This is a genomic window from Pedococcus soli, from assembly GCF_054782575.1.
The window spans coordinates 294,822-319,305 of the sequence record NZ_BAAGSF010000006.1 but is presented as its reverse complement, the minus strand read 5'-3'; the positions used below and the strand labels follow the sequence as shown (position 1 = coordinate 319,305).

20 protein-coding genes are annotated in these 24,484 nt (G+C 71.8%); 5 read left to right on the top strand and 15 right to left on the bottom strand.

The features are described 5' to 3' along the window. The first annotated feature begins 141 nt into the window (after positions 1-141). On the top strand, positions 142-2,337 hold the full coding sequence (gene helR, locus ACYVKF_RS16770; RefSeq protein ID WP_460967902.1) for an RNA polymerase recycling motor ATPase HelR: 2,196 nt from the start codon (positions 142-144) through the stop codon (positions 2,335-2,337). A 6-nt stretch (positions 2,338-2,343) separates the two neighbouring features. On the opposite strand, the gene ACYVKF_RS16765 is transcribed toward helR, so the two are convergent. The 4 genes from ACYVKF_RS16765 to ACYVKF_RS16750 all read right to left on the bottom strand — a co-directional run bounded on the left by ACYVKF_RS16765 (position 2,344) and on the right by ACYVKF_RS16750 (position 5,454). Further along, complete coding sequence (locus tag ACYVKF_RS16765) at positions 2,344-2,754, bottom strand: VOC family protein (protein WP_460967899.1); 411 nt, start codon at positions 2,752-2,754, stop codon at positions 2,344-2,346. 5 nt (positions 2,755-2,759) lie between these two features. Beyond that, entirely contained in the window at positions 2,760-3,209 is a 450-nt protein-coding gene (locus ACYVKF_RS16760) for a helix-turn-helix transcriptional regulator (protein WP_460967897.1), read from the bottom strand. A gap of 40 nt (positions 3,210-3,249) precedes the next feature. Beyond that, positions 3,250-3,600 carry a single-stranded DNA-binding protein gene (locus tag ACYVKF_RS16755; RefSeq protein ID WP_460967895.1) on the bottom strand — a complete coding sequence of 117 codons (351 nt, stop codon included), beginning with the start codon at positions 3,598-3,600 and terminating at the stop codon, positions 3,250-3,252. Between the two features lie 153 nt (positions 3,601-3,753). Further along, a complete protein-coding gene (locus ACYVKF_RS16750; protein ID WP_460967893.1) occupies positions 3,754-5,454 on the bottom strand; it encodes an HAD family acid phosphatase in 1,701 nt (566 codons plus the stop codon). A gap of 127 nt (positions 5,455-5,581) precedes the next feature. On the opposite strand from ACYVKF_RS16750, the gene ACYVKF_RS16745 reads away from it, so the two are divergent. From ACYVKF_RS16745 to ACYVKF_RS16730, 4 genes are all read left to right on the top strand, one after another. Then, on the top strand, positions 5,582-6,073 hold the full coding sequence (locus tag ACYVKF_RS16745; RefSeq protein WP_460967891.1) for a GNAT family N-acetyltransferase: 492 nt from the start codon (positions 5,582-5,584) through the stop codon (positions 6,071-6,073). Between the two features lie 109 nt (positions 6,074-6,182). Further along, entirely contained in the window at positions 6,183-7,562 is a 1,380-nt protein-coding gene (locus ACYVKF_RS16740) for a D-alanyl-D-alanine carboxypeptidase family protein (RefSeq protein ID WP_460967889.1), read from the top strand. Between the two features lie 96 nt (positions 7,563-7,658). Further along, the gene (locus ACYVKF_RS16735) at positions 7,659-9,044 is read left to right on the top strand and encodes an MFS transporter (protein ID WP_460967887.1); all 1,386 of its coding nucleotides are present in this window, start codon (positions 7,659-7,661) and stop codon (positions 9,042-9,044) included. A gap of 159 nt (positions 9,045-9,203) precedes the next feature. After that, a complete protein-coding gene (locus ACYVKF_RS16730) occupies positions 9,204-9,563 on the top strand; it encodes an RNA polymerase-binding protein RbpA (RefSeq protein WP_056914443.1) in 360 nt (119 codons plus the stop codon). Positions 9,564-9,647: 84 nt separating this feature from the next. Here the strand turns inward: ACYVKF_RS16730 and ACYVKF_RS16725 are convergent, their stop codons facing one another. The 11 genes from ACYVKF_RS16725 to kdd all read right to left on the bottom strand — a co-directional run bounded on the left by ACYVKF_RS16725 (position 9,648) and on the right by kdd (position 24,424). After that, positions 9,648-10,178 (bottom strand): FxsA family protein, encoded by a 531-nt coding sequence (locus tag ACYVKF_RS16725; RefSeq protein ID WP_460967885.1) that lies wholly within the window; start codon positions 10,176-10,178, stop codon positions 9,648-9,650. Next, the gene (locus ACYVKF_RS16720) at positions 10,163-10,933 is read right to left on the bottom strand and encodes a polyprenol monophosphomannose synthase (RefSeq protein WP_056914441.1); all 771 of its coding nucleotides are present in this window, start codon (positions 10,931-10,933) and stop codon (positions 10,163-10,165) included. The genes ACYVKF_RS16725 and ACYVKF_RS16720 overlap by 16 nt, the downstream gene beginning before the upstream one ends. After that, positions 10,926-12,578 carry an apolipoprotein N-acyltransferase gene (gene lnt, locus ACYVKF_RS16715; protein ID WP_460967883.1) on the bottom strand — a complete coding sequence of 551 codons (1,653 nt, stop codon included), beginning with the start codon at positions 12,576-12,578 and terminating at the stop codon, positions 10,926-10,928. Before lnt ends, ACYVKF_RS16720 begins: the two co-directional genes overlap by 8 nt. 405 nt (positions 12,579-12,983) lie before the next feature. Continuing rightward, positions 12,984-13,397 (bottom strand): 3-aminobutyryl-CoA ammonia lyase, encoded by a 414-nt coding sequence (kal, locus tag ACYVKF_RS16710; RefSeq protein WP_056919018.1) that lies wholly within the window; start codon positions 13,395-13,397, stop codon positions 12,984-12,986. Further along, the gene (kamE, locus tag ACYVKF_RS16705; protein ID WP_235529156.1) at positions 13,394-14,224 is read right to left on the bottom strand and encodes a lysine 5,6-aminomutase subunit beta; all 831 of its coding nucleotides are present in this window, start codon (positions 14,222-14,224) and stop codon (positions 13,394-13,396) included. The genes kal and kamE overlap by 4 nt, the downstream gene beginning before the upstream one ends. Next, complete coding sequence (kamD, locus tag ACYVKF_RS16700; RefSeq protein ID WP_056919017.1) at positions 14,221-15,810, bottom strand: lysine 5,6-aminomutase subunit alpha; 1,590 nt, start codon at positions 15,808-15,810, stop codon at positions 14,221-14,223. Before kamD ends, kamE begins: the two co-directional genes overlap by 4 nt. Positions 15,811-15,872: 62 nt before the next feature. Next, positions 15,873-17,498, bottom strand: a complete 1,626-nt coding sequence (locus ACYVKF_RS16695; protein WP_460967880.1) for an amidohydrolase — start codon at positions 17,496-17,498, stop codon at positions 15,873-15,875. 22 nt (positions 17,499-17,520) lie between these two features. Then, the gene (locus ACYVKF_RS16690) at positions 17,521-18,726 is read right to left on the bottom strand and encodes an acetate/propionate family kinase (protein ID WP_460967878.1); all 1,206 of its coding nucleotides are present in this window, start codon (positions 18,724-18,726) and stop codon (positions 17,521-17,523) included. Beyond that, the gene (gene pta / locus ACYVKF_RS16685) at positions 18,723-20,783 is read right to left on the bottom strand and encodes a phosphate acetyltransferase (protein ID WP_460967876.1); all 2,061 of its coding nucleotides are present in this window, start codon (positions 20,781-20,783) and stop codon (positions 18,723-18,725) included. The genes ACYVKF_RS16690 and pta overlap by 4 nt, the downstream gene beginning before the upstream one ends. A gap of 57 nt (positions 20,784-20,840) precedes the next feature. Then, a complete protein-coding gene (locus ACYVKF_RS16680) occupies positions 20,841-23,288 on the bottom strand; it encodes a phosphoketolase family protein (protein WP_460967874.1) in 2,448 nt (815 codons plus the stop codon). A gap of 65 nt (positions 23,289-23,353) precedes the next feature. Beyond that, positions 23,354-24,424: an L-erythro-3,5-diaminohexanoate dehydrogenase gene (gene kdd, locus ACYVKF_RS16675; RefSeq protein ID WP_460967872.1), complete on the bottom strand. Its 1,071-nt coding sequence runs from the start codon at positions 24,422-24,424 to the stop codon at positions 23,354-23,356. Positions 24,425-24,484: the final 60 nt, after the last annotated feature.

The following is a 24,484-nucleotide window of genomic DNA, read 5'->3' as shown; positions in this document are numbered from 1 at the left end:
CAACCACGTCCACTTCGTCAGGTCTTCTCCCTTTCCAACGTATAGCGCACCGGGGGTCTTGCGGCAAGGCCCCGGTGGTGCCTCAGACTCTCGGGTCGGAGCTGCGCCGGCAGCTCGTCCGAAGGCTGAAGGAGAACGTGCATGCGTGGGGTGTCACCGCAGGGAACGCGTGACAGGAACGACCAGGACGTCAGCGTGTTCGACCTCCCTGAACGACTGGGTGCCAAGGCGGCACCGGCCCTGGTCGCCAGAGACGAGGCACACTTCGCGGCCATCGCCGAGACCCTCGAGAGCACCATCGCCGAGCTGTCCGAACGGCTGGAAGCGACCCGCAGGGCCCCGGGCGGCGCTGGGCGACAAGCGCTCGACCGCGACCTCGACGTGCACCGGCTCACGGCCAGGCTGCGCGCCCTGCGCCGGTTCGGTGTGGACCTGTGCCTGGGGCGCATGATCGGCGCCGAGGGGGCCGAGCCGGTCTACGTCGGTCGGCTCGGCCTGACCGCCCACGACGGCCGACGGCTGCTGGTGGACTGGCGCTCCCCCGCCGCCGAGCCGTTCTTCGGGGCGACCCACGCGACGCCCATGGGTCTGACCAGTCGACGCAGGTACCGCTGGTACCGCGGTCGGATCACCGACTACTGGGACGAGGTGTTCACCGCCGAAGGGCTTCGGCACGGCGCTGCCCTCGACGACCAGTCCGCCTTCATCGCCAGCCTCGGCACGACGCGGTCGGCGCGGATGCGTGACGTCCTCGGGACCATCCAGGCCGACCAGGACGCCATCATCCGAGCGGGGTCCCGAGGCGCTCTGGTCGTCGACGGTGGACCCGGCACGGGCAAGACGGTGGTGGCGCTCCACCGCACGGCCTACCTGCTCTACTCGGACCCGCGCCTGGGCCACCGGCAGGGTGGCGTCCTGTTCGTCGGCCCCCACCAGCCCTATCTCGCCTACGTCTCCGACGTGCTCCCCAGCCTCGGCGAGGAGGGCGTCCAGACCTGCACCCTGCGCGATCTCGTCCCCGAGGGCGCGACGGCGACGCCAGAGGCCGATCCGCACGTGGCTGGTCTCAAGGCGACCGTCGAGCTGGTGCGGGCGGTCGAGCAGGCCGTGAGGTTCTACGAGGAGCCGCCGTCCGAGGGGTCGACCATCACGACGCCGTGGGCCGACGTCTGGCTGGGCCCTGCCGACTGGTCGACGGCCTTCGACTCCCCCGACCCCGGGACCCCGCACAACGAGGCGCGCGACCAGGTCCTCGAGGAGCTCCTGACCATCGTGGCCGACAGGCTCGCCATGGAGGTGGACGAGGATGACGTCTCCCCCGCCCTGCTGCGGACCTCGTTGCGGCGCAACCGTGGGCTGCTGGAGGCGCTCAACAGCGCCTGGCCACTGGTCGAACCCACCGACCTCGTCGCAGACCTGTGGTCGGTCCCGGCATACCTGCGGCTGTGCGCACCCTGGCTCACGCGCGAGCAGGTGCGGTTGCTCCAGCGCGTCGAACCCCACGCCTGGACGACCAGCGACCTGCCGTTCCTCGATGCCGCGCGGCAACGTCTCGGTGACCCGAAGGCGTCGCGGCACCAGCGGTCACGAGAAGCGGCGGCCGCCGTCGAGCGCGAGCAGATGGCCAGGGTCATCGACGACCTCATCGCCGCGGATGACGACCACGAAGGACTCGTGACGATGTTGCGGCACCCCGACCTCCGGGAGAACTTCGTCGACGAGGACGCCGTGCCCGCTGCCGACCCCGACCGGCTCGCAGGGCCCTTCGCCCACGTCGTCGTGGACGAGGCGCAGGAGCTGACCGATGCCGAGTGGCAGATGCTGCTGCAGCGTTGCCCCTCGCGCAGCTTCACCATCGTCGGTGACCGGGCCCAGGCCCGGCACGGGTTCCCGGAGTCGTGGCAGGACCGGCTCGAGCGCATCGGGCTGGACCGCACCACCCTGAGCTCGCTGACCGTCAACTACCGCACGCCGGAGGAGGTGATGGCCGAGGCGGAGCCGCTGATCCGGGCGGCACTCCCGGACGCGAACGTCCCGACCTCGATCCGCCGCAGCGGTCTGCCCGTCAGGCACGGGTCGGTGGCCGAGCTGCAACCGGTCGTCGATGCATGGCTGGCGTCGCACCCCGATGGCACCGGGTGCGTGATCGGCGACCCGACCTTCGAGGGAACGAACCGGGTCCGCTCCCTGAGCCCCGAGCTGTCGAAGGGGCTCGAGTTCGACCTGGTCGTCCTCGTGGACCCCCAGGACTTCGGCGACGGGATCGAGGGCGCCGTCGACCGCTACGTGGCGATGACCCGCTCCACCCGGGAGCTGGTCGTGCTCACGAGCGGCTGAACGACCTCAGCGACGTTCCTGGATCCGGATGAGGTTGCCGGACGGGTCGCGCAGCGCGCAGTCGCGAACGCCGTAGGGCTGCTCGGTGGGCTCCTGGACGATGTCGACGTCCGCCGCCTGGACCTTCTCGAACGTGGCGTCGAGGTCGGACGTGGCCAGCAGGATGCCGCCGTACGTGCCCTTGGCCATCATCTCGACGATGGTGCGCCGCTCGTCCTCGGTGATGCCCGGGTCGACCGCCGGCGGGTGCAGGACGATGGAGGTCGCAGGCTGGTCCGGTGGTCCGACGGTGATCCACCGCAGGCCCTTGTAACCGACGTCGCCGCGCACCTCGAAACCCAGCAGGTCGCGGTAGAACGCCAGGGCCGCGTCCGGGTCGTTGTGCGGGAGGAAGCTCGAGTGGATCGTGATGTCCATGGGGCTCACGCTAGCTGCGCGGCGTCCGGTGACGCTTCTCGATTCCTGATCGGTCGGGTGACCTGCTTGGCCACGCAGGACGGCATCCCCGCGGTCGCCTCCGCCGCCTCACGGCGGTACGTGCTCGGCGGCACTCCCACGAGCTCGGTGAAGCGGGTGCTGAACGTCCCCAACGACGAGCAACCGACCATGAAGCAGACATCGGTCACGCTGAGGTCGCCCCGGCGCAGGAGCGCCATGGCGCGCTCGATCCGCCGGGTCATGAGGTAGCCGTACGGCGACTCCCCGTACGCGCGTCGGAACTCGCGGCTGAGGTGACCGGCAGACATGTGCGCCCCGCGGGCGAGCGCCTCCACGTCCAGCGGCTGGGCGTAGTCACGGTCGATGCGGTCGCGGACCCTGCGCAGCCGGGCGAGGTCACCCAGCCGCTGGTCCTCCGTCGCGCTGTGGGTCACGAGCGGATCGTGTCACGTCACCGGGACGCTGCCAACCGGCTCACCGCGCGGCGGCGAGCGGCGCCCTGCGGACGACGGCGACCCGGCTCGCCTCCACCTCGTACCGGCTCGCGGTGGCGCCGCCCGCCCGGAAGAAGCGCCGCCGCAGCGCGCCCTCCACCTCGACGACCGCGTCCGTCGTCAGGCGCAGTGCGCTGCGCCGGGTGCGTGCCGTCCAGCAGGCCACGTCGACCGTGTCCACCCGGGCCGACCCGTGGTCGCTGCCCGTGCGGGGAACGACCAGGCGCAGCTGCACCACGGTGTCGCCGCTGGGCAGCACCCTCTCCTCGCCGGCCCGGCTGACCCGTCCGACCAGACGGACCTCGTTGACCCACTCCCCCATGTCATCCATGGGACGAGCCTGCCCAGGCGGCGGGACGGGCGGCGAGGGAACCTCCGGCTGCTTGTGGACGCAGGGCCGGCGGCCAGTGCCCTGTGGACGACCGCGAGGCGCAGCCCGGCGGGCTGCGCCTCGCGACCACTCCACCGTGGGAGAGCGACGGGACTACGGGAGGTAGTACGTCGGGTTCGGCAGCTTCACCGCCCGGTCGGCGCTGCCGCCGATGAGGTCGCTGAACTGGTCGCCGAAGTTGGCGATGACGTCATACCCCTGCGCGACGACGTGGCGCCGCGTCGTCGACTTGTACTCGATCGTCGTGCACTTCGGGTACGCCACGCAGTCCGCCGCGGTCACGTACGCAGGCGGCTGCTCGCTGCTGGTCCACTTCGTGTAGTAGTTCGCCGGGGTGAAGCCGGTGTAGCCGACCTTGGCGAGGTTGCCGAGCGTGGCGTCGCGCTGGGTGCTGTTGCGCCCTGTGAGGCCCACGATGGTGCAGCCCGCGTCGGAGGCGGCGTTGGCGAACGACACCATCGCCGGGGTGGCCGGGAACCGCTGCGGCTGGACCCAGTCCCTGTCCTGCACGACCGGGTCGAAGACGAAGTGCATCGCCGAGACCTCCATGTCGTAGGTCCACAGGGTCGTGTCGTCTGCGTCGAGCACGATGGCCGGCCTGGTGCCGCGACGCGCGCCGGTGGCGCACTGCTGCAGCAGGCTGTGGCTGCGCCGGCCCACCAGGCGCGTCATCTCCGAGATGTACGGCGAGGACACCTTGTCGGACGTGCCCGATCCGGTGTCGCCGTAGTAGACGGCGATGGTCTTCTTGACGACGTCGATGTTGGGGATCCCCTCACCGCCCTGGGTGGCACCGCTGGTGCCGTCGGGAGCCATGGTGAAGCGGGTGCGCGGGGCCAGTCGTGGCTGCGACACCCCCGGCAGGTTGGGCGACGGCAGGTAGTAGGTCGGGTTGGGCAGCTTGAGGGCCCGGTCGGCGAAGCCACCCTGCAGGTCGGAGAACTGGTCACCGACGTTGAGCACGACGTCGTACCCGAGGTCCTGCTCGATGTGGCGCCGGGTGCCGGCCTTGTACTCCACGGTCGTGCACTTGGGGTAGGCCGCGCACCACGACGGCGGCAGGTAGGCCGGAGGGGTGCTGCCCGAGTCGTACTTGGTGAAGAAGCGGTCCGACGGGAATGCCGTGTAGCCGACCTTGGCCAGGTTGCTCACCGTGTGGGCCTTCTGGCTGTCGCTGCGTCCGGTGAGGCCGAACACGGTGAAACCCATCTCCTGCGCGTCGTTGACGAAGTCGACCATGCCCGGGACCGCCGGGAACCGCTCGCCGTCGACCCACGGCTGCTGGGCAGCCGGCGTGAACACGAACTTCATGTCGCCGACCTCCATCTGGTAGGTCCACAGGGTGGTGTCGTCGGCGTCGAAGACGATGGCCGGCTTCGTGTGGTGGCGCCGGGCGTCCGCCAGCAGGCGGGGCAGCTCGCGACGCTGCCTGGCCAGGATCGAGGCCATCTCGGACACGTATGGCGACGAGGTCGGGTTCGCCGCCCCGGTCCCGGTGGGGTCGCCGTAGTAGGTGTAGATCGTCTTCTTGACGATGTCGATGTTGGGGATCCCCTCACCGCCCTGGGTCGCGCCGCTGGACCCGTCGTCCTTCATCGTGAAGTGCGTGCGGGGGGCGAGGCGCTGGCCTCCCCCGTGGTGGTCGTGCGAGTCGTGCGCGCTCGCGGCAGAGGCGCCGCCGGCGGTGAGGGCGGCCGCGGCGAGCAGGGCTGCACCCGCCGTCACCGCCGTCCGTGGGGTCGTGCGGGCCGGTGTCTCGGACGCACGGTGGGACGAGGGGGCGGGACGACGCATACGGGCACTCCTGTAGGGGTGGAAGCAGGTGGCAACGGACGGATCGGGCACCACGTGACCGGCGGAGGTTATGCAGCCCCCGACCAGGGCGGAAGTGACAAATGTCATGGGTGACAGACTCGCCTCCATGGACCGTTCGAACCTGCTCCGACCGATGATGGACGACGACGTCGACGCGGTCCTGGACCTGAACCGCCGCCACGTGGAGCTGCTCTCGCCGATGGACGCGGCCCGCCTGCACCAGCTGCGTGGTTGGGCGTCCCGGGCCGACGTCATCGTGTGCGACGGACAGGTCGCCGGCTTCGTCCTCGTCTTCTCCCCCGGCAGCGACTACGACTCGGAGAACTACCGCTGGTTCTCCCAGGAGTACGGCGACGCGTTCGACTACCTCGACCGCATCGTCATCGACGGGACGTTCCGGCGCCGCGGGCTCGCCTCGGCCGTCTACGACGCCGTCGAGGCGTCCGCGGTCCCCCGGGGTCGGTTGGTGCTGGAGGTCAACATCGATCCACCGAACGAGCCGTCCCTGGCCTTCCACCGTGCCCGCGGGTACCGCGAGGTGCACCAACGGGGCGCAAGCGGACACGTCGTCAGCCTGATGGAGCGACCGGCTCGGTAGAACGGCCGAAGTTTGTGCCGGAACGACCGAGGCGGGCTGCGCGCCCGCGCGGTTAGCCTCCTCGAGGAGCATGGCGCCGCCCACCCCCCGGGCTGCGCGAGGACGAGAGTTGGGACAGATCGTGGTTGGGCTCGGCACGCGCGCCGGACTCACCGGGACCGCAGTCGCGGTCATGGTGCTGGTCGGCGGGACCTCGGCTCAGGCGTCGACCCCGACGCCCACCTCGGGAGCCGTCGTCAGCGCCAGTGCGGCCAGCTCGCTGCTGGACCAGAGCGCCAAGGACGCCAAGGACGCCAAGGACAAGGCGGCGAAGCAGAAGGCGGCCAAGGACAAGGCCGTCAAGGACAAGGCCGTCAAGGACAAGGCCACGCTCAGCCCTGCGCAGGTCGCCGCCCAGATCGCCCAGGCCGACGCCCTCACCGCAGACCTCACCCGTTCCAACGCCGCCATCGCCGCGTCGGCGACCAAGCTGGACCGTTACGCCAAGCAGGCCAACACCCTGCTGCAGCAGTACTCCGAGGCGCGGACCGCCGAACGCACTGCCGTCGACGAGGCAGCCCGGAGCGTCGCCCTCTACCAGAGCCTGAGCACCCAGCTGGGTGAGGACCGCCGGGCCCTCGGTCAGTGGGCCTACCAGGCCTATGCCGGTGGTGGCGGCACCCTCGGCGACGTGAGCCTGTTGTTCGAGGCCCTGGGCAAGGACGCGAGCGAGGCCAGCGACACCGCAGCCCAGCTCTCCTACCTCAGCGACCAGCGGACCTGGGCCTTCAACAAGGTCGAGGACCACACCGCCCTCCAGCAGGAGGCCGCGGTCAGGGCTGTCGAGGCCAGCACCCGCGCCAAGGAGCTCGCCGCTGCCGCGGCCGAGGCCAAGACCAAGCTCGACGCCGCCATCGCCCAGCAGAAGTCACAGCTCGACGCCACCCGCGCCCTGCACGCCGCCCAGGTGACCAAGGTCGGGCCGATCGCGGGGCTGCTCCTCGGCAGCGAGACCGAGGCGGGCAAGGCGGCCACGGCCCGTCTGCGCAAGGCGATGATCGTCCCCGGCGTCAAGGCCGACGGCTCGGTCAAGGCCTGCAGCACCAACGAGCTCGAGTACCCGAACGGTGCCATCCCGGCCGCAGGCCTGTGCCCGCTGTACGCCGACCCCACCCAGAGCCTGCGCCCCGGCGCGGCGGCGGCCTTCAACGCGATGAGCCTGGCCTACGAGAAGGACACCGGGTCCCCGATCTGCATCACCGACTCCTACCGGTCGTTCGCCGAGCAGGTCTCGGTCAAGGCGGACCGCGGCAAGTGGGCCGCCACCCCGGGGCGCAGCGAGCACGGCTTCGGACGCGCTGTCGACCTCTGCGGAGGGATCCAGAGCTTCGGGTCCTCGGCCCACCTGTGGATGAAGCAGAACGCCCCCCTGTACGGATGGTTCCATCCCTCGTGGGCCGAGCCGGACGGCTCGCTGCCCGAGCCGTGGCACTGGGAGTACGCGGGCTAGTCGCACTCCCCCACGACCTCGCGAGCCGCCGACTCGCCGCTCGTCCTGGGTAGCAATACGCATCTGTGACAACGGTCGCTGTGCCACCCTTCACGCATGACAACAGCGGCGGTCGACCAGCAGGCGGCCTGGGTCGGGAACGAGCACTACCGCAGGTCCTGGTACTGGTACGACTGGGCCAACTCCGCCTACGTCACCACGACCGCGACGGTCCTGTTCACCCCGTACCTCACCGCAGTGGCCGAGAGCGCCGCCTGTCCGGACCTCGCGGACGGGCAGACCTGTCGCACCAACCTCGAGGTCCTCGGGGTGGGCATCTCCCCCGGCTCGCTCGCACCGTTCACCGTCACGCTCGCCACGATCATCTCGGCCGTCGCGCTGATCTTCGTCGGGGCGATCGCGGACCGGTCCCCCCGCCCGGCACGGCTGCTCGGTGCCTTCGCCGGGGTCGGTGCGGTGGCGGCGTGCCTGATGGCGCTGGTCAAGGGCACCAACTGGCAGCTCGGCGTGGTGCTGCTGATCGTCGCCACCCTGAGCCTGGGTGCGTCGCTGGTGGTCTACGACTCGATCCTGTGCCGCATCGCGAGCCCCGACGACCGCGACAAGGTCTCCTCGCGCGGGTGGGCGCTCGGCTACCTCGGTGGTGGCCTGCTGCTGGCGGTGAACTTCCTCATGCTGTCCGACCCCGGCAAGCTCGGGCTGGACAAGGGGGGTGCCGTCCGGCTGAGCATGCTCATGGCCGGCCTGTGGTGGGCGGCCTTCACCCTCATCCCCGTGATCGGCATGTGGCGCCTGCGCGGGGTGGAGCGGCCAGAGGTCGCCCGGACGGCCGGGATCGTCGGGGGCAGCATCCGCCAGCTCGGGTCCACGTTCCGCGAGCTGCGGCTGTTCCCCCAGACCCTGCTGTTCCTCGTCGCCTACCTGTTCTTCAACGACGGCATCCAGACCGTCATCGGCCAGTCCAGCCTCTACGGCCAGCGCGAGCTCGGCTTCGCCGAGACGACGATGCTCACCCTCTTCCTCATGGTGCAGTTCGTCGGCATCGGCGGCGCCCTCCTGTTCGGCTGGCTCGCCAAGAGGTATGGCGCGTGGCGCTGCGTGCTGGCCGGCCTCGTCCTGTGGAGCGGCGTCGTCGTGGTCGCCTACTTCCTGCCCGACCGGACCCTCCCCCCGCTGTTCGCCCTGGGGGTCGCCATCGGTCTGGTGCTCGGCGGGACCCAGGCGCTGAGCCGGTCGCTCTACAGCCAGCTCGTCCCGAAGAACCGGGAGGCGGAGTTCTTCAGCCTCTACCAGGCGATGGAGCGTGGCACGAGCTGGTTCGGCACGCTGACCTTCGGGCTGGTCTACCAGTGGACCGGCTCGTACCGCCCGGCCATCGTGGCCCTGGTGGTCTTCTTCGTCATCGGCGGGATCCTGCTCGCGCGGGTCGACATGCGACGGGGAATCCTCGACGCCGGGAACGAGCTGCCCGAGGTCGTCTGACCTGCGCTGACAGCCCGAAATGTGACCTGTGTCACAGCCTGCCAACCGTGCGACACGCTCATGCGTCGGAACATTGCAGGGGTCGGCGTCGTTATCCCTGACGAATCCCGAGCCCCCGACAGAGCGGGCTGGGAACCACGCACGTTGGGAGAACCCACCATGGCAGAGCGCACCCTTCGCGGTAGCCGAATGGTTTCACACAGCCTCGAGACCGACGACCACGTCGTCCCGAGCGAGCGTCAGATCACCGCATACGTGTGCCCGCAGGGGCACCGGACCGAGTTGCCGTTCTCGATCGAGGCAGAGATCCCGCCGACCTGGGAGTGCCGGTGCGGCGAGGAGGCCCGTCTCGTCGACGGCCCCGAGCCCGAGGCCAAGCAGGTCAAGCACGTCCGCACCCACTGGGACATGCTGCTGGAGCGTCGCTCCATCCCCGAGCTCGAGGAGCTCCTCGAGGAGCGCCTGGTCCTCCTGCGCGAGTCCCGCGGCGAGAAGCCGCGCCGCAAGCGCACTGCCTGAGCGCCTCACCGAGCCGACGGGCTCCACGACGAACGGCCGCACCCGAAGGGGTGCGGCCGTTCGTCGTGCCAGAGGCGGTGCCGGTCAGAGGACCTCGCCCTCGACCACCCCGGGGTCGTCCCCCGGACCACCAGGGCCACCCCGACCGCTCGGGCCCCCGGGGCCGCTCCCCCACCGGCCCTGGAAGCCGCCCAGCAGGCGCCGGGCCACCGCGGCCTCGAGCAGCGTCCGGGCGATGGGTCGCGTCACGGGGAGGATGAAGAAGAAGCCGACGATGTCGGTGAGGAACCCCGGGGCCAGCAGCAGGGTCCCGCCGACCAGCACGAGGGCCGCGTCGGCGAGCTGGCGGCTGGGCATCTGCCCGGTGCGCAGGGCGGTGTTGAGCGCGGCCCAGGCACGGGCCCCCTCACGCCGGACGAGCCAGGCGCCCAGCGCGGACTCCACGAGCAGCAGCACGAGGGTCTGCCACCCGCCGATCGCCCTGCCGACGGCGATGATCGCCGCGATCTCCAGGACCGGGACGACGAGCAGGACGACGAACACGACGACGAGCCAGCGCGGACGGCGAGGCCGCCCCGCGCGGGCGTATGGGGTGCCGCCTACAGCTCGTGCCACGTCGCCTCCCGGCGGCGGGAGAGGCCGCGGAGCTGGTCGGCCCGGTGGTGGACGCCCCACGAGGTGATCCGCTGGAGCGACTCGCGCATGATGTCGCCACTCATCTTCGAGTCACCGATCTCGCGCTCGACGAAGGTGATGGGCACCTCGGTGACGCGCAGCCCGAGCCGCACCGCGCGGCGGGTCAGGTCCACCTGGAAGCAGTAGCCCTGCGAGGCCACCTGGCTCAGGCCCATCGCGCGCAGGGCGTCGGCGCGGTACGCGCGGTACCCGGCGGTCGCATCGTGCACGGGCATGCCCAGCAGGGCCCGGGTGTAGAGGTTCCCGCCGACGCTGAGCGCCTTGCGGTGCAGCGGCCAGTTGACGACGGAGCCGCCGCGCACCCAGCGCGAGCCGATGACGAGGTCCGCGCGGGTCAGTGCGTCGAGAAGTCGGTGCAGCTGCTCGGGCTGGTGCGAACCGTCCGCATCCATCTCCACGATGGCGTCGTACCCACGGTCCAGCCCCCAGTGGAAGCCTGCGAGGTAGGCCATGCCCAGACCCTGCTTACCCGGCCGGTGCAGCACCTGGACCTGGGCGTCGGCGGCCGCCAGCTCGTCGGCGACGTCGCCGGTGCCGTCCGGGGAGTTGTCGTCCAGGACGAGGACGTCCGCGCTCGGAACGGCGTCGCGGATGCGGCGGACGACGAGCGGGAGGTTCTCCCGCTCGTTGTAGGTCGGGATGCAGACGAGCACCCGGTCGATCTGGTCAGACAACGACGCTGTCCCTTCGTGACTCTGCCGGCCCCGCGGGGTCGGTGGCGGCGGCCTCGACCCTAGCGTCCCGGCGACGCAGCCACTGTCCGATGGCGAGCAGGGCCACCGTGGCCAGGGCCGCGGCATACTCCGGCAGCGGACCGAGCCGGTCGGCGACGGTGACCTCCGAGCGGACCACCGGGGAGCCGAACTCGGCTGCCGGGGTGAACAACGAGGTCTTGTCGACGTACGTTCCGTCGGGGTTGATGAAGCCGCTGACCCCCACCGTCGAGACGTGGACGACCGAACGGCCGTGCTCGATGGCGCGGATCCGGCTGATGGCGAACTGCTGCTCGGACTCGGCGGTGTAGCCGAACGTGGCGTTGTTGGTCTGGACGGCGAGGATGTTGGCGGTCTTGCCGGCCTGCAGCGTCGAGTCGCGCATGAGGTCGTCGTAGGCCACCTCGAAGCAGATGGTCGGGATGATCCAGTACGGTTCCTGGCCCTTGACCGGTACCTCGAACGCGCCGGCGCGGTCCCCCTTGGCGAAGTCGCGGGTCACGAGGTCGACCTTGTCGCTGAAGTTCCGGAAGAAGCTCCGGTAGGGGATGTACTCCGCGAACGGCACGGGGTGCTGCTTGACGTAGCGCTGAGGGTCGTTGCTGCCCGGCAGGTAGAACAGGCTGGCGTTGGAGACGTACTCCCCCGGTCCGACCAGGACGGCGCCCAGCAGCAGCGGCGCCTTGACCGTCTCGACCGCCAGCCGGATGTCGGCGGCGGCGTCGAGGTTGCGGAAGGGGTCGATGTCGGAGGCGTTCTCGGGCCAGACGACCAGGCTCGGCGGCACCGGGTTGCGGGCCGCCGCGGCAAGGGTGCCCTGCACGTGGTTGTCGAGGACCTTGCGCCGTTCGGAGTTGAAGTCCAGTCCCGCCTTGGGCACGTTCCCCTGGACGAGCAGGACCGAGACCTTCCGGCCGTCGGTGGGCGGCGTCGTGGCCAGGGCCAGGCCCAGAGGGGCCAGCGCCAGGACGGCCAGCACAGCGCCGAGAACCGGCTGCGCGGCCGTCACCGGCACGCCCGGTCGGCGGGCGTGGCGGGCGCGGCGGACGGCTGCCTCGACCCCCACGTGGAGCAGGACCCCCACCGCGGCGACGGCGAAGGTGAGGCCGGGCGCCCCTGCGAAGCGGGCGAAGGGCGCGAGCGGGCTGTCGGCCTGGCTGAACGCGAGCCGGGCCCACGGGAAGCCGCCGAACGGCGTGGTGCTGCGTGCCCACTCCTGCAGGACCCAGGCGAGCGGCACGACGGCGTGCGCCAGGGGCCGCAGTCGCGTCCCGAGCAGCGGACGCTGGACGACGGCGACGACGGCGCACATGGCCGCGATGTACAGGGCCTCGAGGGTGGACAGCGCGAACCACGGGAGCTTGCCCACGTAGATCCCGGACCACGACAGGGTCGGCAGGAAGAAGCCCAGGCCGTGCGCGAGGCCGGCCAGGGCCGCCAGCCGCCACCGGGCCCCCGTCACGGTCCACGAGAGCAGGCCCACGCCCAGCGGGGCGAGCCACCACACGTCGTGCGTGGGGAAGGCGAACGCGGTGGCCACACCGGAGGCTGCGGCGAGCACGAGGACGACGAGGGTGGTGACCCGCGGGCGGGAGGACGTCGGCACGGCACCACGGTAGGACACGGCACGGCCCGTGCTGCCGTTGGGACCAGCAGGGGGTCGGCTGGGTGTCGACAGCCTGCTGTTGTCTACTAGGCGCACGGGCCGTGCCGCCGTCCCCCACCGCCTCGGTCAGGGCACCTGCTCGAGTCCGGAACTCACTGCTGGCGGGCGGTGGCTGCGCGCGCTAGCCACCGGTCAGTGAGTCCGTCCCTGCGCGGATTCCCCCTCGCGGACGGTTCGTCGGGTGGACGACCGTGGGCAAACCTACCGGCGTGGGAAGGGGTGTCAAGACACCGTCCGTGGCGGAAACTCGCCATTGCGCAGGTCAGCCAAGGGGACGAGAACCGTTACGGGACAACCCATTCGACGAACGGTCGGCGTGTCCGTCGCGACACGCCGAAGCCGGTCTCAGCTGTCGGAGGCCGACGGGGGGACGACCACGACCCCCCGGGCGGTCGTGGCCACCAGCGGCGGGTCGAGCAGGTCCGCGCTGGACTCGCCGCGCTCCGGGGCGCCCCGGCCGACCACACGCACCTCGAACTCCATCTCGCGGCTCCGGGTGCCGACGCGCACCAGCCGTGCCTCGATCTCGATGACGTCACCGGCACGGACAGGGGCCCTGAACTGCACGTCGGAGTACGACGCGAACAGGCCCTCGTCGCCGTCGGTGACGATGCACATCTCCGTGGCCACGTCGCCGAACGCCGCCAGCGAGTAGGCGCCGTCGACGAGGTTGCCCGCGTAGTGGGCGTGGCTGTAGGGCACGTAGCGACGGTGGGTGACGGTCCGGCCGACGGTGGGGCCGGCTGCTGGCGTGGTCATGCCTTCTCCTTGGTGGTCGGGGCTGCCAGCGCGTGGACGAGGTAGCTGGCCACCTCGCCCGGGGTGGTTCCCCGGCCGAAGATGCGGTCGACGCCGAGCTTGGGGGCGGACCCCTCCTCGAACCGCGGCCCGCCGACGACGAGCAACGGGACCTGGCCTGCGGGGTACGCCTCGCGGAAGGCGGCGCTCATCGTCGTCGTGTTGTGGATGTGGGCGTCACGCTGGGTGACGACCTGGCTCACCATGACGGCGTCGGCCTTCTCGGCCCGCGCCCGCTCGACGAGCTCGGGGACGAGGACCTGGGCGCCGAGGTTCACCACCTTGACCTCGCGGTAGTACTCCAGGCCCTTCTCCCCCGCGAAGCCCTTGATGTTGAGGATCGCGTCGATGCCCACCGTGTGCGCGTCGGTGCCGATGCAGGCGCCGACGACGACGAGCTTGCGGCGCAGGCGGGACTTGATGGCCTTGTTGACCTCGGTCGGGCTGAGCAACGGGAACTCGCGCTCCACGACCGTGACCTCGCGCAGGTCGACGAGGTGCTTGGCGCTGCCGTAGACGACGAAGAAGGTGAAGTCGGGGCCCATCGGCTTGGCGTGGACGAGGAGCGCCGGCTCCAGGCCCATCTTGGCGGCGAGCTGCAGGGCCGCACCCTCGGCACGCTTGTCGTGCGGCACGGGGAGGGTGAAGGAGACCTGGACCATGCCGTCGCCGGTGGTGTCGCCGTACGGACGGATGATGTCGGGTTGACGCTTTGCCGGGGCTCCCTGCTTGCCTGCCTTGGGCATCGGCTCCAGGGGCATCGCGCTGTCGGTCGTGGACGCGCTCATCGGTTCGAGCCCTCCTCGAGCATCGTCGTGGCGGGGTTGTCGTAGTCGTCGGCGCGCACGACGACGCCGTCGAGGCCCTTGCCCCGGTCGGCCGGGCGCTTCATCAGGCCGAACGTACCGTCGGCGATGGCCTCGAGCAGCGGGGCCTTCCCCGGCTCCTGGGTGATGTCGGTGAGCAGGTCGATCGCGTCACCGAGCACCTGGCGGGCCCGGGTCTGGATGAACCCGTCACGCGGCGGGTGGAAGTCCTCGGTGAGGCCACCAGCGGCGTTGAGCACGTAGCGGACGTTCTGCAGCGCCAGGTCGCGGTCGGACAGGAACGGCGTGACGACCGCCTCGGTCATCATGCCGACGAGCAGGATGCCCTGGCCGGTCATGGCACCGACGAGGTTGAAGAACCCGTCGAGGAGGTAGCCGCGGAACACGTCGCCGGTCATGTGCTTGGTCGGCGGCATCCACTTCAGCGGCGCGTCGGGGAACAGCTGGCGGGCGAGCAGGGCGTGCGCGAGCTCCATCCGGAAGCTGTCGGGGAGCTCGGGGTTGATCTCGAACGCGTGGCCCAGGCCGAGCTGCCAGTCCTCGAGCCCGGCCTCCTTGGCGAAGTACTCGTTGAGCAGCTGGCTCACGGTGACCGTGTGCGCGGCCTCGACGGCGTCCGCGGTGGTGAGGTAGTTGTCCTCGCCGGTGTTGATGATGATCCCGGCACGGGCGTGGATCTGGCGGCTGAACCGCTGGTCGACGAAGGTGCGGATCGGGTTGATGTCGCGGAAGAGGATCCCGTACATCGAGTCGTTGAGCATCATGTCGAGGCGCTCGAGCCCGGCCAGCGTGGCGATCTCGGGCATGCACAGCCCCGACGCGTAGTTGGTGAGGCGGATGTAGCGGCCGAGCTCCTTGGACGTCTCGTCCAGGGCCGCACGCATGAGCCGGAAGTTCTCCTGCGTGGCGTACGTGCCGGCATACCCCTCGCGGGTGGCGCCCTCGGGCACGTAGTCGAGCAGCGACTGCCCGGTGGAGCGGATCACGGCGATGATGTCGGCACCCTCGCGGGCGGCGTTCTGGGCCTGGGGGATGTCCTCGTAGATGTCGCCGGTGGCGACGATGAGGTAGATCCACGGGCGCTGCTCGGGGTCGCCGTGGCGCGTGATGAGCCGGTCGCGGTTGGCGCGCTGCTTGTCGATGGTGCGTATGCCGCGGCTCACCTCGCGTCGCGCCAGGGCCTGGGCACGGGTGGTCTCACGGCCCGCGGGGAGCCGGAACTGCACCGAGCCGCTGGCGGCCTTCTGGGCCAGGGTCAGCAGGTCTGGTGCCTCTCCCCTGCGCAGGGCGTCGTACACCGGGGTGGTGACCCCGTGCTCGAGGCCGACCTCGGCGCGGACCGCGTCGACGAGGTGGTTGACCCACGGCACCCGCTCGTGGTCGGCGCCGGACAGGCCGGCGAGGCGCAGCGTGGCCCGTTCGACGGAGACGGTCGTGTGGCTCTGGGCCAGCTTGACGACGGGACGGCCGGCCTTGCGCGCGAGGGCGCGGGCCTGGCGGACGGTGGCGGGATCGAGGTCCAGCAGGGGTTTGGCTCGCGAAGACACGCGGCAAATCTAGCAGCGAGCGCGAGGATCTTCGGCCATTCGCGGGCTGGGCCGCAAATCCTCTAGGTAAGAGCTCCCGCGTCGAAGGCCGTGCGGCCACGGACGACGGTGCGCAGGCACTGCGGAGCGGGTTCGCCGGGCGACAGGTCGGGCAGGCCGGGGGTGCCGGAGCGTGGGTCGGTGCTCCATGTCTGGATCCGGTCGTCCGGTGCCTGCACGACGAGGTCGCCCACCTTCCAGACGGCGAACGTCGCCGGCAGGCCGAGGTCGAGGTAGCCACGGTCGTCGAAGCCGGCAGCGCGCCACCCCCCGCGGGTGTGGGCGAGGAAGGCCGACCGGGCAGAGATGCGCTGCCGCTCGTCGTGGTGGGCGATGCAGGCGCGGACCGCCTCCCACGGCGCGAACGGCGTCACGGGCGAGTCGGAGCCGAACGCCACCGTCATACCGGCGGCGAGCATCGAGGCGAACGGGTTCATCGGCGCCTCGCCGATGACGCGCTCGGTCCCGAGCCGCACGGCATACATGCCGTCCGAACCGCCCCAGAAGGCGTCGAAGGCGGGCTGGACGCTGGCGCCCACCCCGAGCGCCACGAGCCGGGCGATCTGGCCGGGGTCGACCATCTCGAGGTGCTCGAGCCGGTGCCGGGACCGGGCCACCACGGGGGCACCGACCAGCGCCGCGGCCGCCTCGAACCCCTCCACGACGGTGTCCACTCCCGCGTCGCCGATGACGTGGAACCCGGCCTGCAGCCCGGCCAGGGAGCAGGCGGCCACGTGGTCGCGGACCTGGGCGACGGACAGGTAGGCGTTGCCCGTGTGTCCCAGGGCATCCGTGTAGTCGGACCGCAGGTGGGCGGTGCGCGACCCGATGGAACCGTCCACGTTCAGGTCGCCGGCCAGGCCGTGGGCGCCGTGCAGGGTGGCGAGGTCGCAGGCCTGCTGCTCGTCGGCGACGAGCTCGGCCCAGTAGCCGAGGGTCTGGGGCCCGTCGCCGCGCTCCCCCGCCGCCAGCACGTCGGCGAAGTCGTCGGCGCTGGACAGGACAGGCCCGCCGTTCTCCTGGACCAGGCCGATCCCGGCGGCCGCGGCGCTGCGCAGGGCGAGGTCGATGTCGGCGCGGCGCTGGGCCGGGGTGACCGCGTCGGCGAAGGCGACGCGGGCCGCGTGGTGCGCCTCGCGGGTCACCAGGCCCTCTCCCTCCCACCCGGGGAGGTCACGGGCACCCGAGGCGGCCGCGAGCGCCGAGGAGACCACGGCGGAGTGGCCGTCGATGCGCGGTGAGTACACCACGCCGCCGTAGGTGGCACGGTCGAGCTCGGCGCCGGTGACCGGACGGCGCTCCGCCCAACGGCCCTGGTCCCAGTTGGGGGCGTACACGGGGCGCCCCTGCTGGCGGCGGGCGGCGTCCTCGATGCGGGACAGCGCCTCGGCGACGCTGCGGGTGGTGCCGAGGTCGACGCCGCGCAGGCCGGCGCCGGTCTGGGAGAGGTGCGCGTGCGAGTCGACGAACGCCGGGGTCACGAGGGCGCCGTCGAGGTCGACCACGCGGTCCACCGCGTCGCCGTGGACCGAGGCGGCATCGTCCCCGCCGATCCACGCGATCGTGCCCGTCGCGTCGTCGACGACCATCGCGTTCGCGAAGGGGTCGATGGGTGAGTAGACGAAGCCGCCGCGGTAGAGAGTGCTCACGCGAGCACCCTATGCGGCGGCCTCACCCGTCCTGCCCGTCCCCCAGGACGGCCAGGCAGGCCCGGGCGATCTCGAGCTCCTCGTTGGTCGGCACGACCCAGGCTGCGACCCGGCTCTCGTCGGTGGTCACCCTTCGTTCGGGGTCGCCGTCGGCGTTGGCCGTGGGGTCGAGCTCCACGCCCAGCACGTCGAGGCCACCCAGGACCGCCGCGCGGACGCTGGCACTGTTCTCCCCGATGCCACCGGTGAAGGCGATGGCGTCGACCCGTCCGAGCGCCACGGCGTACGCCCCGACGTACTTGCGAAGCCGGTAGACCATCACGGCGAACGCCAGGGCTGCGCCGTCGTCGCCCGCCTCACGACGTGCGTCGAGCTCGCGCAGGTCGGCGATGCCGGCCAGCCCCAGGAGCCCGCTGCCCTTGTTGAGGGCCTCGTCGTATGCGGCGGGGTCCAGTCCCGCGACCCGCTGGAGGTAGGCGCCGAGCGCCGGGTCGACGTCCCCCGAGCGGGTGCCCATGACCAGTCCCTCGAGCGGGGACAGGCCCATCGAGGTGTCGATGCTGTGGCCGCCACGGACCGCGCAGGCGCTGGCGCCGTTGCCGAGGTGGAGCACGATGACGTTGCAGTGGCCGGGCGCGCGGCCGAGGAGCTCGGCGGTGCGACGCGAGACGAACCGGTGCGAGGTGCCGTGGAAGCCGTACCGCCGTACCTGGTGCTCCTCGCGCCACTCGGCGGGCACCGCGTACGTGAACGCCTCCGGCGGCAGCGTCTGGTGGAAGGCCGTGTCGAAGACGGCCACCTGTGGCGTTCCCGGGAAGGAGCGGCGGGCGCTGCGGATGCCCTCGAGGTTCGCCCGGTTGTGCAGCGGGGCCAGCGGGACGAGGTCCTCGATGGCGGCCAGGACGTCGTCGTCGACGAGGACGGGTTCGGTGAAGTGGGGGCCGCCGTGGACGACGCGGTGGCCCACGGCGTACAGGCCGAGAGAGCTGGTGTCGGGGCCGTGGCGGCGCAGGGCGTCGCGGGCGGCGTCGATCGCGGCGCGGTGGTCGGGGCAGGCGAGGTCCTCCTCGTGGGTGCCCGCCGGGGTGGTGTGGCGCAGGTGGGCGGCGCCCCCGATGCGTTCGATGATCCCCGTCGCCTCCGTCACGCCGGTCGCGGCGTCGAGCACCTGGTACTTCAGGGACGACGACCCGGCGTTGACCACGAGGACCGGGCGGGCGGCGGTCACCGGGCTCCCGCCTGGATCGCGGTGATGGCGATGGTGTTGACGATGTCCCGCACGAGGGCCCCGCGGGACAGGTCGTTGACCGGCTGGTTGAGCCCCTGCATGACCGGGCCGATGGCAACGGCCGACGCACTGCGCTGCACCGCCTTGTACGTGTTGTTCCCGGTGTTGAGGTCGGGGAACACCAGCACCGTGGCCCGGCCGGCGACAGGGCTGTCCTTGAGCTTGGTCGCGGCGACGGCCAGGTCGACGGCGGCGTCGTACTGGATGGGGCCCTCGACGAGCAGCCCGGGAGCGCGCTCGTGGACCAGCGCGGTCGCGGCGCGCACCTTGTCGACGTCCACGCCCGAACCGGACTCCCCCGTCGAGTAGGACAGCATCGCGACCCTCGGCTCGATGCCGAACTGCCGGGCGGTCCGCGCCGAGGAGATCGCGATGTCGGCGAGCTGCTCGGCGGTCGGGTCGGGGTTGACCGCGCAGTCGCCGTAGACGAGGACCCGGTCGGCCAGGCACATGAGGAAGACGCTGGAGACGACCGAGACGTCGGGCGCCGTGCGGACGATCTCCAGCGCGGGACGGATCGTGTGGGCCGTGGTCGTGATGCACCCGGAGACCATGCCGTCGGCCAGTCCCTGGTGGACCATCATCGTTCCGAAGTACGAGGGGTCGACGACGCGGTCGCGGGCCTGGTCGAGCGTGACGCCCTTGTGGGCGCGCAGCCGGGCGTAGTCGGCCGCGAACCCCTCGCGCAGCTCGCTCGTCCCCGGGTCGACGACGGCCGCCGAGGAGACGTCGACGCCGAGCCGCTGGGCGTTGGCGTGGATGACCTCGGGGTCCCCGAGCAGCGTGAGCCGCGCGATGCCTCGGCCGAGGACGGTGTCGGCGGCCAGCAGGATGCGGTCCTCCGCACCCTCGGGCAGGACGATGTGCGACCCCGCCGCGCGGGCGTCGTCGACCAGTCGGTGCTCGAACATCAACGGGGTCACCGTGCCCTCCCCGGCCGCGGCGACGGGTCCGAGCAGTGTCTCGGCGTCGAGGCCGCGCTCGACCATGGCGACAGCGGCCTCGAGCTTGCGGGTGGAGTCGGGGGCGAGGCGCCCACGGGCGGCGCCCAGGCGGGTCGCGGTCGTCATGGTCCCGCTGTCCGTCGCGATGACGGGCAGCACGACGTCCAACCCCTCGATGAGCCGCTCGACCTGCGGGGTGAGCGGGAAGCCCCCGTTGAGGACGATCCCGGACAGCGTCGGGAAGGTCTTCGACCGGTGCGCCAGCAGCACCCCGAGCACGACGTCCTCACGGTCGCCGGGCACGATGACGACCCCGCCCTCGATCAGGCGGTCGAGGACGTGCGGCATGGTCATCGCCGCCACCACCAGCCCGGTGCACTCGCGGTCCAGCCACGCCGTGTCGCCGTGGACCAGCCGGCCGGAGCAGGCGTCCATGAGGTCCCTGACCGTGGGGGCCCGCAGCAGCGGGGTCTCGGGCAGGGCCTGCACGGGGACCCCCACGCGGGTCGAGACCGCCGACGCCGTCTCCTCCAGCAGGGCCGGGTCGACCTGGTTGGCGACGACGCCAGTGACGTGCGCGTGCGCCTCCCGCGCGGCGACCACGGCCATCTCGGCCGTGGTCGCCACCTCGGCCGGGTCGTGCCCCTGGGCGGGGACCACCAGCAGCAGCCGGGAGCCCAGGTTGGCCGCGACCGCGGCGTTGACCGAGAACTCGGTGGGCGCCGCCACGTCGGTGAAGTCCGACCCGACGACGAGGACGACGTCGTGCCCGCGGGCCACCTCGTGGAACCGGTCCACGATGGTCCCCATCGCGCGCTCGGGTGAGGCGTGCAGGTCGTCGTAGGTGACGCCGCACGCCTGCTCGACCGTCAGGTCTCCCGGGAGCTGGGACAGCAGGGTGCGGACCAGCTCGTCGGGGACACCGGCACGGACGATGGGCCGGAAGACCCCCACCCGCCCTGCCCGTCGACTCACCTGGTCGAGCAGCCCGACCGCCACCGCCGACTTGCCGGACTGGGCTTCGGTGCCGGCGATGTAGATGCTGGTGGCCACGGGCTCGAAACTACCGGCCGGGGACGGCTGACGGTGTGCTGTCCGGTCCCCGTCCGCCTACGCCTCGTCCCTCCCCCGCCAGGTCCAGTCGGCGATGTCCGGCAGGTCGGCGAGGTGCTCGCGGATGTAGGTCGTGTGCTCGGCGAGCCGGTCGTCGCACAACCGGGTGAACCGGTCCCAGCCGTCGGGGCGTCGGTCGGCGCGGCGCAGCGCCTCCTTGGCCAGGTGGAACCGGCTCATCCCGTTGAGCACCACCATGTCGAACGGCGTCGTCGTCGTGCCCTGCTCGTTGAACCCGCGGACGTGGAAGCGACCGGGGTTGCTGCGGCCGTGGACGAGCTGGTGGACCGCCCGCGGGTAGCCGTGGAACGCGAACACCACGTGCTTGTCCCGCGTGAAGAGGTCGTCGAACTGGCTGTCGGAGAACCCGTGGGGGTGGTCGTTCTCCGGCAGCATCGCCATGAGGTCGACGACGTTGACGAACCGCACGCGCAGGTCCGGCACGTGCTCGTGCAGGAGCTCGGCGGCCGCGAGCGCCTCCTGGGTCGGCACGTCACCGGCACAGGCCAGCACGATGTCGGGCTCCTCGTCGTCGCGGCCCGTGCTCGCCCAGTCCCAGACGCCGGCACCGGCGGCGCAGTGTCGGTGCGCCTCCTCGAGCGTGAGGTACTGCAGGTGCTTCTGCTTGTCGACCACGATGAGGTTGACGTGGTTGGTGCTGCGCAGGCAGTGGTCGGTGATGGACAGGGCGGTGTTGGCGTCCGGCGGGAACCACACGCGCACGACGTCCGGCGCGAGCGGGATGAGGCAGTCGATCAGCCCGGGGCCCTGGTGGGAGAACCCGTTGTGGTCGTTGCGCCAGCAGGTCGAGGTCAGCAGCACGTTGAGCGACGACACGTCTGCGCGCCACGGCAGGTCCTTGGCGTGCTGGAGCCACTTGACGTGCTGGACCGCCATCGACGCCGACACCATGGCGAACGCCTCGTACGTCGCGAACACCCCGTGCCGTCCGCTGAGGACGTACCCCTCGAGCCAGCCCTGGCACAGGTGCTCGCTGAGCACCTCCATGACCCGGCCGTCCGGTCCGAGGTGGTCGTCGGTGGCGAGCAGCGGTCCCATGAAGTTCCGGTCGGTCACCTCGAACACCGACTGCAGCCGGTTGCTCGCGGTCTCGTCCGGGGAGAACACCCGGAAGGTGCCGCCGCCGTCGGGCCGCGCCGTCGCGGCATACAGGTCCCGCATGAGGCCCCCGGAGGAGAGCGTGTTCTCGACCCACGTCGTGCCGCGCGCGGGCAGGGGCACCTCGTGGGTGGCGAGGTCCACCGGCGGGAGGTCGGTGCGCAGGCGTCCACCGTTGGCGTAGGGCGTGGCCGACATGCGCTTGTCGGCGTCCGGTGCGAGGGCGCGCAGCTCGGGGACGAGCCGTCCGGCGTCGTCGAAGAGCTCGTCGGGACGGTAGGTGCGCAACCAGTCCTCGAGGAGGCGCAGGTGCTCGGGGTTCTCGGCGAGCCCGGACAGCGGCACCTGGTGCGAGCGGTTGGTCCCCTGGACCTGGACGCCGTCGACGACGTCGGGGCCGGTCCAGCCCTTCGGCGTGCGCAGGATGATCGCGGGCCAGCGGTGGCGCACCGGTTCGCTCGGGCCGTCGCCGGTCCGGGCCGCGGCCTGCAGGGCGCCGATGCGCTCGTGCGCACTGCTCAGCGCCTCGAACAGGGCCGGGAACACCACCGTCGGGTCGTCGCCGGAGACGGTGACCGGGTCCCAGCCCTGGCTGCGCAGGTAGGCCTCGACGTCCTCGTCGCTGGCGCGGCCGAGCACCGTCGGCCCGGCGATCTTGTAGCCGTTGAGGTGCAGGATCGGCAGCACCGCGCCGTCGCGGCGGGGGTTGAGGAACGTCGGCAGGCGCCAGGACGCGCTCAGCGGCCCCGTCTCGGCCTCTCCGTCGCCGACGACGCACGCGACGGTGAGGTCGGGGTGGTCGAACGCCGCGCCGGCTGCGTGGACGAGGGCGTACCCGAGCTCGCCGCCCTCGTGGATGCTGCCCGGCGTCTGCACGCTGACGTGGCTGGGGATTCCACCGGGCGAGGAGAACTGGCGGAACAGGTCGCGCACCCCGTCACCGTCGGCGGCGATCCGCGGGTAGACCTCGCTGTAGGTGCCCTCGAGCCACGCGGCGGCGACGAGCGCCGGTCCACCGTGCCCGGGGCCGGTGACGTACAGCCAGTCCGACCCGGTCCGGCGGATGAGGCGGTTGACCAGCGCGTAGACCATCGACAGGCCGGGGCTGGTCCCCCAGTGCCCGAGCAACCGCGGTTTGGTGTGCTCGAGGCGGAGGGGCTCGCGGAGCAGGGCGTTGTCGCGCAGGTAGATCTGCCCGACGGTCAGGTAGTTCGCCGCCGCCCACCAGCGCAGGTCGAGGGCCAGCTCCTCGGGGAGGTAGGTGGTGCTGCTGGCCGTGCTGGAGGCGTCGGAGGAAGTGGCCGGGGCGGGGGCGACGGTCGTCATGGCCCGATCCGACCACGGCCTCGAGGGTCCGGACCGGGCCCTTGGTCCCTACCGTTCGGAGGTCCCTACTCCTCGAGCCGGCCCTCGAACAAGGACCGCACCGCCGCGTTGCCGCGCACCAGCTCGAGGGCGTATGCCGCGTGGCCGGGGACGTACCCGTTGCCGACCAGCATGCGCACGTCGGCCGCGACGCCCTCGGCGCCGAGCGCCGCGGCGGCGAAGTTGGTCGCCATGGAGAAGAAGATGATGGTCCCGCCCTGGGCGGTCGAGAGGATGGCGGGCTGCTCGCAGCCGGGGACGTCCACGCAGACGACCGTGACGTCGGCCGGTCCGCCTGCGGCGGCGACGGCCTCCGACAGGCCCAGCGGGCTGCGGGCGTCGGCCACGACGACCTCGTCGGCCAGGCCGCTGGCGCGCAGGAGCGCAGCCTCGCGCTCGTGCGGGACGACGCCGAGGGTGCGTGAGGCGCCTGCCTCGGTGGCCGCGGCCAGCGACAGCGAGCCGGACTTGCCCGCGCCCCCGAGGACCGCCACGACGGGGCGGACGCCGCGCGCGGCATACTCCCCCACCACCCTGGAGACGAGCGCCGGTGCGCCACAGACGTCCATGACCATGAGGGCGAGGTCGGGGCTGAGGTCGTCGGGCAGCTGGGCGGCGATGGAGCGGCCGAAGAGGATGGCGTGGCCCTGCGCCGGGACGCGTTCCGAACGGCCGTCCCAGCCGGCCAGGCCGTCCGTGATGACGAGTGGCGTCAGCGACAGCGAGACCAGGGTGGCGACCCGGTCGCCCACGGACAGGCCGAGCGTGGACTCGGGGCCGACCTCCTCGACGGTGCCGATGAGCATGCCGCCCGATCCCGTGACGGGGTTCTGCATCTTGCCGCGGGTGGCGACGATGTCGAGCACCTCGGCCCGCACCGCCGCGCCGTCGCCACCGTGCTTCTCGGAGAGCTGGCGGTAGGAGGCCGCGTCGAGGTTGAGCGTCTCGATGCTGATCCGCACCTCGTCCGGCCACAGGCCGGGCGCGGCGTCCAGCCGCTGCGCCGCCTGCGGCAGGGACGCGCCGACCGGGTCGAGGACGCGGTGCAGCCCGACCGGTGAGGACGGCGTGGTGCGGTTTCCGGCGGCGACTGACACAGAATCTCCCTGAAATTGCGACACGGGGCGAAGATCTTGCGGTGAAGGTTCACGAACAGA